This is a genomic window from Mesorhizobium mediterraneum (assembly GCF_002284565.1).
GTDB classification, from domain to species: domain Bacteria; phylum Pseudomonadota; class Alphaproteobacteria; order Rhizobiales; family Rhizobiaceae; genus Mesorhizobium; species Mesorhizobium mediterraneum.
In genome coordinates this window covers 52,870-67,065 of record NZ_NPKI01000004.1, presented here as the reverse complement: position 1 = coordinate 67,065, position 14,196 = coordinate 52,870, and the positions used below count along the sequence as shown (strand labels likewise).

The window sequence follows — 14,196 nt, the reverse complement described above, 5'->3', positions numbered from 1 at the left end:
AATGAGGGGTAGCGCCATCGCCATTGTCATGATCACCATCGGCGCCTTACGGCGTCTTGACCTCCATCATGCCGGTCGCGGTGCGGGCCGAATATTGCGGCCGGTACATGTCCTCGACCGTTGCCGCCGGATGGGCATAGGTGCCCGGCGTCACCGCGCGCACGACATAGGCGAGCGTGATGTTGCGGTCGCCGTCGCCGTCGTTCGGATTGAAGGCCGCGACGAAACGGTCGTCGCGGAATTCGAGATGGGCGGCGTCGGTCTGGGCCAGCCAGGAGAAGTTCGACAACTGGGCGCTGGAAACCAGGCCCGGATTGTCGATTTCGAAGCCGGCCGGCAGCAAATCGGTGATCACGAGCCGCGACGGCCACTTGTTCTGCTCGTAGATCTTGAGCACGACGACATAGCGTTCGTTCTGGGTCGCCTCCGTGACATTGGCTTCGGTGCCGTCGAGCTTGTAGTAGGTGCGGCCGATGGTGAAGCCGTTGCCGCTGGCCGGCAGTGGCTGGATCGGCGAGGCCACCGTGGTGACGACTGCCTGCAGCGGGTTGCTGCCGGTGTTGGCGACGGTCAGTGGGCTATCGACCAGGTCGCTGCCGGCGATCTGCTCCGAATAGGCGCCGACATGCGGTGCGCCATTGATGGTCAGCGCGATCGCATCGTTGCCGGCCTTCAGCGCGCGGGCCGCCAGCAGCATCCAGGACTCGTCCTGGGTGCTGGTCCATCTGACGGCGGCGCGTTCCTTCGTCACCAGCGTGATCAGCGCCGGCACGATCGTCGGCACCGGCTTCGATTCGGCGGCGAGCGCGAGCATCGCCGCGCCGTCACGCAGCGGCGAGCCATAGTCGGACCTGTAGTAGTCGTATGCGGAGGTCGACTGGGCCAGTTGCAGGGCGGCCTGGAAGGTGGCTTCCGAACGCTGCGTGTCGCCATAAAGCGCCACGCCTGCCGCCAATTGGGCAAGGGCCATCGGGCTCGTAAAGGCTTCGAGCTGCGTGTCGGCATAGTAGCGCAGGTCGCCGATCGAAGCCTTCTTGTTGCGGGCCAGCACATAGAGCGCATAGGCGATCTCGCTGCCGCGACCCTTGACGTCCTGGTCGTAGCCGATCGCGTTTTGCAGATTGCTCAGCGCCTGGTTCATCGCCTGGGCCGGCACGTCGTATTTCTGCTCACGCGCCCGGGTCAGGAAATCAGTGACGTAGGCGTCGAGCCACAGGTCGCCGGAGCCCGGACCCCACAGGCCGAAGCTGCCGGCCGAGGCCTGATAGCTCAGCACCTTGTAGATGGCGTCCTGGATGCGGCCACGCAGGTCGGGGTCGCTGGCCATGCCGATGCCCGAGGCCATGTCGTTGACATAGAGAAGCGGCATGGCGCGGCTGGTGGTCTGCTCGGCGCAGCCATAGGGGTAGCGGTCGAGCGTCATCAGGAGCGACGGCACGTCAAAGGCCGCCGCCTGCGAAACGCCGACGCTGACCGAAGCGCCGTCGAGCACGCTTGCCGCCAGCAGCTCCTTGTCGACGCGCAGCGACCCGCCATTGCCCTTGAGGTCGACCACCATGCGGGTGGTCACCGGCAATTGCGCCGGACGCACCGGAACATAGAGCGTCTGTTCAACAGCCGTGCCGTCGGCATGGGCGAGCTTGATCGTGATCGAGGCGTTGCCTGGCTTCTCAGCCATCAGCGGCACGGTCAGCGTCTGCCGCTTGCCTTTGGCGAGCGTCAGCTTCTCGGGCAGGGCGGCAGTGCCGGTCGACAGCCCGCCGGTGGTATCTATCGACAGTGCATAGTCGCCCTCTGGACCATCGGTGTCGGCGACGTCGAGCCGCATGACGGCCGAATCGCCGGGCGCCAGGAAGCGCGGCAGGCCGGCAGTGATCACGACCGGATCGCGCACGATCACGTCGGACTGGGCATGGCCGACCCCGTCCTTGGTCCAGGCGACGGCCATGACGCGCACGGTGCCATTGAACTGCGGGATGTCGAAATCGATCCGCGCCTTGCCGTCGGCGTCGAGCTGGACCGGACCGGAGAAGAAGGCGACCAGTTTTTCGGTCGGCGGGCTGCCTTGCGACTGCATGTTGGCGCCGTCGCCGCCGGTGCGCAGCTTGCCTGACGTGCCCAGCGAGCCGTCGATCAGGCGGCCGTAGAGGTCGCGCACTTCAAGGCCGAGCATGCGCTGGCCGAAGAACCAGGTCTCCGGATCCGGCACCTTGTAACTGGTGAGGTTGAGGATGCCGACATCGACGGCCGCGACCATGACATAGGCATTGGCGCCCGGCTGCACGCCGGCCACCGAGACCGGGATCGACAGCTGCTGGCGCGGCATGGTCTTGTCCGGCGGCGTCAAGGTGACGGCGAGCTTCTTCGAGCCCGGATCGACCTTCAGCCATTTGACGCCGATGGCGCGCGCCGGCATGCGCGTTTCCTGCGCATCGCCCGGCCTGAACAGCGTTGCCGTGACATAGGCGCCTGCGCCCCAGTCGTCGCCGACCGGGATGTCGATGGTGCTGCCGCCTTCTGGAACGGTCGCGGTGACGGTCTTCAAGAGTTTGTCGGCACCAATGGTGACGAGCAGCTCGCCGGCAAAATGCGGCGACACTTTGAGCTTGGCCACTTCGCCCGCCGCATAGGTATCCTTGTCGAGGGCGATCTCGAGGCCGTCGGGCGTTTCGGTGGTGGTGGAGCTGACATACCAGCCGGCGTCGAACTCGTAGCTGGTCGCCGGGCCTTCCGGATCCGATGTCTCGATCTCGAGCCGGTAGCGGCCCCAGTCGACCGGCAGCGAGACGGTGGCCTCGCCATCGGCGGTCAGGTCGACCTGGCCGTTGGCCACCGACTTGGTGAACGTTACCGGCTCATAGTTCCAGGAATTGCTCGAGCGGTACCATTGGTAATTGCGTTCGACTTTGACCAGCGACCATTGCGCGCCCTGCAGCGCCTCACGCTTGCCGTCAGGGTCGACGGCGACCATGCTGAACTTGGCCGTGCCGCCTTGCGGCACCTCGTCGCCGTCGAAATCCGGGCGGATGCCGATCATATGGCCTTGCGGCCGGATGCCGATGTTGAGCGAGCGTTCGACGGCGCGGCCGCCGGTCTCACGCATCCTGACCGTAACCTTGGCATCGACGAGCTTGGTGGTTGAGGGCAATTGGTCGACGGAAACCGGGAAGGTCGCCTTGCCGTCCTCGCCGACCACCGGCAGGCCTGTGAACGGCGTGACCGACGGTTCCGCTGACTGCTCGTCGGCGAGGCCGAAGGAATAGCCCTTGAAACGGTCCCAGTCGCGAGTGGTCGACAGCGTCAGCTCGCCTTCGAGCGCCAGCCCGGCGGCCGGCGCGCCATAAAGGAAGCGGCCGTCGACGGTGACATTGGCTGTTTCGCCCTGCGCGATCTCCTGCTTGTCGGACGACAGGTCGAACTCGATGCGATCCGGCACGAAATCCTCGACCAGGAACATGTGGCTGGCGACCGCCGCTTGCTTGGGATCGGTGTGGATCGCCACCGTCCAGGTGCCGCGCATGGCATTGGGTTCGAGCGGCAGGTCGACGGCGTGGCCGCCGGCCGACGCGCCGTCGCTGACGATGCGGCGGTTCTCGACGCCGTCGGGACGCGTGAAGATGAAGGTCAGCGGCAGGTTCTCGACCGCCTTGGCAGCGCCGTCGCGGGCAAGCGCTGCGACATGGACGTCCTCGCCGGCGCGGTAGATGCCGCGTTCGGTCCAGGCATAGACGTCGAGCGCGCCCGGCGCCGGACGCCCGGTGACGCCACGATCGGACAGGTCAAAGCCGGCGCGGCCCATGTCGAGGAAGACGAAGTCGTTGTTGCCCTGTTTCGCCGTCAGCACGGCCGGCACCATGCCGCCGTCGCCGCGCGTCAGGCCGGGGTTGAAGACGGCACGGCCTTCCGCGTCCGTGGTCGCGGTGCCGAGGATGTCATTGTTCCTGGCGAGCAGCGTCAGTTCAGCACCCGCGATCGGCTTGGCGGTTCCGAGCGAACGGGCAAAGACGTTCAATCCATCCTGTCCGGTATAGGTCGACAGGCCGATATCGGAGACAACGAACCATTGCGTGGCGCGGGAATCATAGTCGTCGTCATTCTCGTCGATCGGTTGTGCGGTCAGCACATAGACACCAGGCTTGCGCTGCGGCAGCGCCTCGTCGACCGGGAAGGAGGTGGTGACTTCCTTGTTCAGGTCGCTGGCGATGTCGAGCTGGCCTTGCCAGACCGGCTCGCCCATCTGATCGGAAATGTTGGAGATGTCGTAGCCGTCAAGCTGGCGCAGGAACTGGTAGCCCGAAAGAAGTTGGGTCAGCGAGCGGTCGCCGATGCGATAGAGCTTCATTTCGGCGGCGTTCATGTTGACGGTGACGACCGGGATGCCGCGGCGCGCGCCGGCGGGCAGCACAAAGCTGTCGCCGGTGAAACGGGCGGACGGGGCGCGGTCCTGCACATAGATCGACAGCACCACCGGTGAGGTGATCACCTCGCCGATGGCGGCCGGCAGGCCGGGGCGGAAGGTCACGTCGTAATGCTGGCCATGCTCGAGCCCTTCGACGCAGATCTGCTTGTCCTTGGCCTCGACGCCCTTGGGGGCGGCGTTGTCGACGGTGACGAATTGCGAATAGTCGACGCCGGTCTTGACCAGGTCCTCGGAAAACTGCGCGCAGATGCGCGGCGCGCTGGTGTCGGCGTCTACCGTGTGATCGACGATGCGGAAGCCCTTGCGGGCCTTGAGATCCTGATAGGCGGCCGAGACCCAAGACGAATTGACCAGCGCGAGGCTCGCTTCGTAGGCCTGCAGGGCCGGCCGGGAGAGGTCGCGGCGATCGAGCCCGTCGCCGAGCAGGGCCAGCGCTTCGGCGCGCGTTTTTGTGGTGCGCAGCAATTTGTAGGCGTTGAAGGCGGCGGAGGTGGCGTTCGCGGGCAGTGTGGACGCCTCCGCACTGTTGGCGGTTGGCGGCACGGCGAGCGTTTCCCGCGCCAGTTCAAGCCAGAGCTGGCCGTCGTCGGGCAATACCGAAACCAAAGCTTCGTATTTTTGCATGGCCGAGCGGCGGTCGCCGGTCTGCGACGCTTGTTGTGCCGCCTGCTTCAGCGCCGCCAGCCCATCGGTAGGCTTGGTATAGGCCGGGCCGGTGAGCATGTTGCGATATTGCTGGGCCTGGTCGGCCATCCAGGCGGGGAAGAAGGCGAGGTCCGGCGGCGCGCCGATATCGGGGTCGCCATCGATGTTGACGACCTTGCCGGCGACGGCGCCGTTGAACGGCTTCAGCGTGTTATAGTCGGATTTGAGAAAACACCATTTGGCCTTGGGGTTGTAGGTGAAGGCGCGGCAGGCGGGATCGCCGAGACATGTCGTCTTGCACTGGTCGAGGCTGACATTCTGATCGGATCTGAGGTCGAAACCGAAATAATCGGAATTGTCCGATGTCATCACCCGGCGTGCTTCGGCCGCTTGCGCGATACCGCCCCAGGCGAAAAAGAGAAGGAAAAGGATCGACAGACCACGAGCCGCGCGCATTGCCATAATACCCCTCCAGACACTGCTTACGCATCGGCCCAAAAATCGGAATCGATTTTCGGAAAGCACGATGCGTCACTTCAAAGTCTTAGAGCGTACTTTGTGCGTCCGAATGGACGCACCTCGCTCTAACGTCCAGACATGTTCAAGCTTCAGTCCAGCTTGTCAACGCGAGGACGCGGCAGGTTCCGCCTGCCAACGGTTTCCTTTCCGGCCGATGGCCGGTAGTACCTCCATAGGACAGGGATCACGCTTTCTTGCGGCGACGCAGAAGGTGTGAATTCCAAGCCCTGTCCATTTCAGACAATTGGATTGTGGCTCCTTTACGAGCAATTCAGAACTTCATTCCAATTTTAGCTTTGGGAGCTAGTGTAGAGTTGTAATGTCGGCGTGTGAAAGGCAGATGTCGGGAGGAACCGCGCCAAGGCGCGTGCTTTCGCACGCCCTGCTTTTCGCTTTGCTGTGCTCGACTGCACTGGTTGCCACGAGCGGAAATGCGGCCGCTTTCGAGATATTCGGCATCAAGCTGTGGGGGTCGTCGGACGACGAAGATGCCGATATCGTCGATCCGCTGCGCTATGCGGTGACCATCGAGGCGCCCGACGCCGACGAGGATCTCGTCAAGAAGCTCGAAAACGCGTCGGCACTGAAGGCCGACGAAGAACGCCCGGTTTCCGGTTCGCTCGGCCTGCTGGCCAAGGCGCGCGGCGACCGCGATCAGCTTATCGCCGCACTTTACGCGGACGCCCGCTACGAGGGCGTCGTCACCATCACCATCGAAGGCAAGCCGCTCGATGATTTGCCGCCCGACGCCGAATTTTCGGGGCCGCAGCCGATTCCGGTGGTGATCAACATTGCGACCGGGCCGAAATTCACGCTTGGCGACATCAGGCTGGAAGGCGATGCGGCGGGACTGCTGGGCGCCGATTTCGGCCTGATCGCCGGCGGCGATGCCGGTTCCGGTGCGGTGCTCAAAGCCGAGGCGTCGATCGTGCGGGCGCTCAAAGAGGAAGGCAGGCCGTTGGCCAATGTGACGGATCGCGAGATCGTTGCCGACCACGCCACCTCGACGCTCGACGTGACGCTGACCGTGGCGGCCGGGCCGGTTGCCGGCTACGGCGACACCACGGTCGAGGGCACCGAAAAGGTCGACCGTGATTTCACTGAATACATGACCGGCCTGGAGCGCGGCCGCCAATATTCGCCGGAAGAGGTCGACGAGGCGCGCGACCGGCTGCTCGGGCTGGAAGTCTTCAACAGCGTGACGCTGAAGGAGGCCGACAGTCTCGACGCCGACGGCAACATCCCGATCGGCGTCGAAGTGAGCGAGCGCAAGCCGCGCTATTTCGGCATTGGCGGCACCTTTTCCAACACCGAGGGGCTCGGCCTCGAAGGTTATTGGGGCCACCGCAATCTGTTCGGCCGTGCCGAAAAGCTGCGCATCGAGGGCGCAATCAGCGGCATCGGCAGCAACGACCTGACCGAGCTCAACTACAATGCTGGCATCATGTTCGAAAAGCCGGGCGTGGTGGGGCCGGCGTCGAAATTCTTCGCCGGCGTCAACACCGTATTGGAGCATCCCGACGCCTACGACCATTTCGCGGTTAAGGGCAACACCGGTCTGTCCTATGAACTCGACAAGCAGCAGACGGTTTCTGCGGAAGTCGCGCTCGACTATTCGAAGATCACCGATTCCTTCGGCAAGCACACCTATCTGATCGCCAGCGTTCCGCTGCAATATGTCTACGACAATCGCGACAGCCGGCTGAACCCAACGACGGGATTCAGGGCGCTGGCCTATGTCGAGCCGAGCTACGACATTTTGAACGGTGCGGCCTTCGTCAAGCTGAGGGGCGAAGGATCGGCCTATCAGTCGATCGACGCGGCCTCGAAGTTCGTCTTGGCCGAACGCGTCGCCATCGGCTCGATCATCGGTGCCGGCCTTCAGGACGTTCCGGCCGACCGGCGTTTTTATGCCGGCGGCGGCGGCTCGGTGCGCGGTTATGCCTATCAGGGCATCGGTCCGAAGGACATCGACGGAGAGCCGATCGGCGGGCTTTCGTACTTCGAGACCTCGCTCGAGATGCGCATCGCCGTCACCGACACGATCGGCGTCGTGCCGTTCGTCGATGCCGGCACGGTCTCGACCGAGCAGTTCCCGGATTTTTCCGACATGAAGGTCGGCGCCGGCGTCGGCCTGCGCTATATTACGCCGTTCGGACCGCTGCGTGTGGATGCGGCGGTGCCGCTCAACCGGGGTCCCGACGACCCGCGTTTCGGCATCTATGCCGGCATCGGCCAGGCGTTCTGATGACAATGTTCAAGCGCATCCTCCGCATTGTCCTTTACACGCTGCTCGTCCTAGTGGCGGCGGTGGTCGGTGCGCTCGTCGTGCTGACCAAGACCGAGCGCGGCCGCGACAATCTCGCCGGCCTCATCTCGGCCATGGCGTCGACCGATGACCGGAAGGTCACGGTCAGCGGCATCGACGGCATCTGGTCCGGCGCGCTGACCGTCGACCACGTGGTGCTGGAGGATCGCCAGGGCGCCTGGCTGGTGGCGCGCAAGGTGGCCGTCGACTGGTCGCCGCTGGCGCTTCTGTCGAAGAGCTTCAGCGCCGGCCGCATCGCCGCCGATCGCATCGAGCTGGCGCGATTGCCGGTGGCCGGCACGCAGCCGAGCCAAGGTGGTGCCACCACACTGCCGGTGTCGCTCGACATCAAGCAGATCGACCTGCCAGAAATTGCGCTCGGGCAGGCCCTGGCCGGCAGCGGCATCGCAGAGCTGGCGGCCAAGGGTGCGTTCAAGGCCGACGCGGCGCCACTGGCGCTCGAAACGAACCTCAACATCACCCGCCATGATGGCAAGCAAGGCAAGGTCGACGCCAACATCCATTTCGCACCCGCCGACAACAAGCTCGACCTCGACCTGAAGGCGTCCGAGCCGGCCGGCGGCATCATCGCCAATCTGCTCAATTTGCCAGATGCGCCTCCGGTCGACATCGTCGTCACGGGCACGGGGCCGGTCGCCAACTGGAGCGGCATCGGCACCTTCGTCGTCGACGGCCAGATCGTCACCCAACTCACCGGCCGCCACCAGCTCACCGACAAGGGCAACTATGTCGAGGCCAAGGGCGATGGCGACTTCCAGCGCTTCATACCCGACAATATAAAACCCTTGTTTACCGGCAAAACCAGCTTCGACCTCGCCGGAACCGCGATCGTGACGGGCGGCGTCGAAGTCGAGCGCGCCAATATCGACAGCGATGCGGTGCACGGCACCGCCGCGGGCATCATCGACCCCAATGGCGCCAGCGATCTTTCGGTGGAGCTCGCCGCCAAGGGCCCGCCGATTGTGCTCAGCCTCGGCACTGCGGCGCAGCCGGTGACCGTCGCGATCACCGGCGCCACGGCCCGCGCGTTCGGCGGCGGCAAGGCGCCGATCGTCGACATCGGCGCGTCTCTGGTCTCGGTGGTGGCGGGCGGCACGCGGGTGGACGATCTGACGGCTGAAATCCATTCCGACGGCTTCGACATCCAGGACCGCAGCGGACCGGTCACCATCAAGCTTGCGGCCGGTGGCCTGAACACGGACGTGGCGACGCTGGCGCCGCTGGTGACCGGCAGGGTGACAGCGGACCTCGCCGGATCGGTCAGCAAGGCCGAGATCGTCGTCGATCAAGGCACGCTGCGCAGCGACGCGCTCAACGCCTCGGTGACGTCCAGGGTGACGCTGGCCGATTTGGCGATGACGCTCAAGATGAATGCCGATGCCGTCTCGACCGCGCTGCCGCCGCAGATCCGCTCGGTTCTCGGCGAGCGTGTGACATTCTCGGCGACGGCGACCCGCGATCCGCAGGGTTCCTTTGCCGCCAATGCGCTGCAATTCACTTCGGGCACGCTCAGCGCCAGCGGCACCGCCAGCGCGACGGGCACCGACATCCAGGCCGACATCAAGGGCACGCTCGGTGACGTTTCGGTGCTGTCGCCCATGGTTGGCATACCCGTCGGCGGGGCCGTCGATTTCGCGCTGACGGCGAGCGGCGCGCGCACGGCGCCGGATTTCTCGGTCTCGGCCGACAGCGACAGCCTGACGGCGTCCGGTCATACGGTCAAGACGATCAAGCTGGCGGCGACCGGGAAGGCCGACATCGCCAACCCCGCCGCCGATGTCTCACTGACCGGATCCGTCGACGACCAGCCGCTCGATCTCAGGGCATCACTGGTCACGCGTGACGGAAAGCGTTCCATCAACGGGCTTAGCGTGTCGCTGGCCGACAACAAGATCTCGGGTGATCTCGCTCTCGACGACAGCTTGCTGCCGCTCGGGACGTTGACACTCGAAGCGTCCGATATCGGCCCGCTGGCCGCCCTTGCCGGTCAGGCGGCGGCGGGCGACGTGCAGGGCAGCATCCGCCTCTCGAATGATGGCGGCGCGCCGATGGTTGCGATCGATATGACGAGCGGGTCTATTTCGCGCGGCGATCTGGCGGCAAAGACCATTGCCGTCAACGCACTGGTCGCCAACTATCTCAAGGCCCCGGCGATCTCCGGCTCGATCAAGGCCGATACGGTCACATCCGGGGCCACCGTCATCAGCGGCATCGGGGTCGATTTGAAGCGTGACGGCGACTGGACCGGGTTTTCCGGCGGCGCCACCGTATCTGGCATTCCGGCCACAGCCGAAGGCCGGGTGAAGATCGCGGACGGCACGACCAGCGTCGAGATCGCCTCGGGCGAAGCGACCATCCGCGGCATCAAGGCAGCGATCACACAGCCGTCGAGCTTGAGCATCGCCAATGGCACAGCCAGCATTGAGAGGCTGATGCTCGATGTCGGCGGCGGATCGGTGTCCGTGTCCGGCACTGCCGGCCAGACGCTCGACCTCGCGGCAGAGTTTTCAGCGCTGCCGGCCGCCCTTGCCAATGATTTTTCCCCCGGCCTCGACGCCGCGGGCACGCTCGGCGGCACGGCGCAAGTGACGGGACCGTCGGCTGCCCCCGACATTCGTTTCAATGCGCAACTCAACGGTGCCGAAACCAGCCAGACACGCCAGGCGGGACTCGGTCCGCTCAATGTCGATGCGGCAGGCAGCTTCTCATCCGCCAGTGGCATCGCCATCGATCAAGCGACGCTTACCGGAGATAAAGTTTCCGGCAAGGCCGCCGGCACCATCAATCCGAACGGCATCAGCGATTTTGCGCTCGACCTGGCCTCGACCGGCCCGAGCCTGCCGCTGGCGTTTGGCAGCACCGAAAGCCCGGTCAAGCTCGAGCTGCAGGCGCTTTCGGTAAAGGCTGCGGGGCAGGGCACGCAGTCGAAGCTCGATATCTCCGCTGTCCTGCCTTCGGTCGCGACGAACTTTACCAAGGTCGAGAGGCTCACCTTGGCATTGCACTCGGACGCCTTCGACGTGAAAAGCCGGACAGGGCCGATCTCCGGCACGGTGACGGCGGACAAGATCGGCCTGGACAATCCGACCATCGCGCCGCTGATCGCCGGCAAGATCACCGCCAAGGTCGCGGGCAGTCTCGCCGCTGACACCATCGTCATCGACAGCGGGTCGGTGACGGGCGACGCGCTGAACACCGGCTTCAACGGAAGGGTCTCGCTGGCCGACGGCGCCATCGATCTCAACCTTAGCGCGGATGCGGCTTCCGCAGCGCTGCCGGCGGCAGCGCGCGGTGTGCTCGCGGAGCGGACGGAACTCAGTGCCGCGCTGAAGCGCGACGCCAATGGCAATGTCACCGCCAACGCGATCCGGCTGGTATCCGGCGCGCTGACCGCCGACGGGCAGGCCAGCCTTGCCGACAACAAACTCGCCGCCGACATCAAGGGCGTGCTGGCCGACATCTCGCTTCTGTCCGGGGATGCCAAGGGCGCCATCGCTTTCGCGCTCAACGCGCAAGGCGCCGGCACGGCGCCCGACCTGTCGCTGACGGTGAACAGCGACCGGCTTTCGGTGGCTGAACGCGAGATCACCGGGCTGAGGCTCACCGCCACCGGCAAGGCCGATGCCGCCAACCCGGCGGCCAATGTGCAACTGACCGGAAATGTCGCGGGCCAGGCCCTGCAAGGCAGTGCCGTGCTGGCGACGTCCGACGGCAAGCGCGCCATCAACGGGCTTCTGCTGTCGCTCGGCAAGAACCGGATATCGGGCGACCTGGCACTTGACAATGCCTTCGTGCCTGATGGCACCGTGGCGCTCGACCTGCCTGATATCGGACCGCTCGCAGCGCTTGCGCTGGAAAAGGCGGAAGGCGACGTGCGCGGCACGATCGTCTTCTCGAAGACCGGCAATGCGCCTGAAGTCACCATCAAGGCTTCGACGGCTTCGATTTCGCGCGGCGATCTTTCGGCAAAGACGGTCACTATCGATGCGCAGATCGCCAATTATCTCGCCGCGCCAGTGATCTCCGGAAAAATCCGTGCCGACAGCGTCACCTCCGGCGGCACCGTCATTCGCGGCATCGATGTCGACCTCACGCGCGAGGCCGACTGGACCGGCTTTTCCGGCGGCGCCACCGTCAAGGATATTCCGGCCAGGGCCGCCGGCCGCGTCAGGATCGCCAGTGGCACGACGACGGTCGAGCTCACCTCCGGCGAGGCGACCATGCGTGGCATCAAGGCGGCGATCGCCCAGGCCTCGACCATCACCATCGCCAACGGCACCACCAACCTGGACAGGCTCGTGCTCAACCTCGGCGGCGGCACGGCGACGGTCACGGGCAAAGCTGGGCAGGCGCTCGATCTCAACGCGACGCTGGCCCGGGTGCCGATCTCGCTCGCCAACAGTTTCTCGCCGGGCCTCGATGCCGCCGGCTCGATCTCGGGCACGGTTAAGGTGACGGGCGCGCCGGCCAATCCGGCCGTTGCCTTCAAGATCGACGCCGCAGGCGTCCAGACGTCGCAGACCCGCGGTGCCGGTTTCGGCGGCATGGGTGTTTCGTCCTCCGGCACATATTCGGGCAACAGACTGGCCTTCGACGCCGACATGAGCGACGGCGCCGGCCTCGGTCTCAAGGGCGGCGGCACGATGACGACATCAGGCACGCCCACCCTTGATCTCGACTTCTCCGGCAAGGTGCCGTTCGCCTTCCTCACTCGGACACTCGCTGCGCAAGGCCTGTCCTTGAGCGGCACGGCCGACGTCAATTTGCAGGTGCGCGGCCCGGCGACATCGCCGGTGATCTCAGGCACGGTCCGCACGTCAGGTGCCCGTTTGATCGATGCACGCTCGGGCCTTGCGATCAACGATATCGCCGCCGATGTCGCAATCGGCGGCGGCGTCGCCAGAATCAACCGCCTGACCGGCACGCTGTCGACGCGCGGCAGCCTGTCTGCCAGCGGCACCGTCGGCATCGTTCCGGCGCAAGGTTTTCCGGCCGACCTGACGGTCAAGCTCGTCGACGGCCGCTACACCGACGGCAGGGTGGTCACCGCCAATCTCGGCGGCGACCTGACTATCAGGGGTCCGCTCGCATCGGCGCCGGTGATTTCGGGCACGGTCAACCTGGCCAAGACCGTCATCACCGTTCCCGAAAAACTGCCGGGCTCGCTGGCGGCGCTCGACGTCAAGCACAAGAATGCACCGGCCGCCGTGCGCGCGCAGGACAAGGCGTTGCGCCCGGCGACGGCGAGCGGCAGCAGCGGTGGCAGCGGCCTCAATCTTGATGTCACGGTCAACGCGCCGAGCCAGATATTCATCCAGGGCAGGGGCGTCGATGCCGAGCTTGGCGGCTCGCTGCGGCTGACCGGCCCGGCGTCGTCGCCGCAAGCGGTCGGCACCTTCACCTTGCAGCGCGGGCGGCTGACGATCCTTGCCAAGCGGCTGACCTTCACCGAAGGCACGGTCGGCTTTTCAGGGTCTCTGGTGCCTTATCTCAACCTCACAGCGACATCGACGACGAGCAGCGCCACCGTCACCATCGTGGTATCGGGCGAGGCGACCAATCCGAAATTCAATTTCTCGTCGGTGCCGGCGCTGCCGGAAGACGAGGTTCTGGCGCAACTGATTTTCGGCCGCTCGATGTCGAACCTGTCGCCGCTGCAGATCGCCCAGCTTGCCGAAGCCGCCGCGCAACTGGCCGGTGTCGGCGGCTCGACGTCGCTGCTCCAGAACCTGCGCAGCGCGATCGGCGTCGACGATCTCGACGTCATCACGGACGAGGAGGGCGGCACCGCGGTCTCGGCCGGCAAATATCTCAACGACCGCACCTATGTGACGATCCAGAAAGGCGACAAGCCGGGTTCGGGCAAGGCGGCGATCGATCTCGACGTCGGGCGCGGCGTCAAATTGCGCGGCGAGGCCACCGACGCCGGCGAAGCCAAGGGCGGCGTTTTCTACGAGCGCGAGTACTGAAGCCTGCCGCCGCCGCCGTTTTTGCACGACATCCGCGATCAACTGGCGCCGTGCAGACCTTCGCGCATGACCCCGAAAATCGAAATCGATTTTCGGCAAAAGATTATGCGCAAAATCAAAGCGCTACAGCGTCCTTTGCGCGTCCACGAGGACGCGCGGCGCTGTAGTGAATGTCTCAGTTTAATCGATGCCGGATATTCGAGCGAAATCTGCCGGGCAATAGCAATTTTGCGCCAAGACTGTCGTTATCACGCGAACTGCTTCCCTTCCAAAGTTGCACATTCCTTGGCATGTTCCCAATCCGTGCCGTTTTT

General features: G+C 65.2%; 3 protein-coding genes. 2 read left to right on the top strand and 1 reads right to left on the bottom strand.

Features of this window, described 5'->3' with window-relative positions:
* Positions 1 to 46 precede the first annotated feature (46 nt).
* Positions 47 to 5,527, bottom strand: coding sequence for an alpha-2-macroglobulin family protein (locus tag CIT25_RS02075; protein ID WP_095482914.1), 5,481 nt, complete (start codon positions 5,525 to 5,527; stop codon positions 47 to 49).
* A gap of 376 nt (positions 5,528 to 5,903) precedes the next feature.
* Here CIT25_RS02075 and CIT25_RS02065 point away from each other — a divergent pair, with 376 nt between their 5' ends.
* Both CIT25_RS02065 and CIT25_RS02060 read left to right on the top strand, forming a co-directional pair.
* Entirely contained in the window at positions 5,904 to 7,832 is a 1,929-nt protein-coding gene (locus CIT25_RS02065) for an autotransporter assembly complex protein TamA (RefSeq protein WP_095482913.1), read from the top strand.
* Positions 7,832 to 13,882, top strand: coding sequence for a translocation/assembly module TamB domain-containing protein (locus CIT25_RS02060; protein ID WP_095482912.1), 6,051 nt, complete (start codon positions 7,832 to 7,834; stop codon positions 13,880 to 13,882). Before CIT25_RS02065 ends, CIT25_RS02060 begins: the two co-directional genes overlap by 1 nt.
* The last annotated feature ends 314 nt before the right edge of the window (positions 13,883 to 14,196 follow it).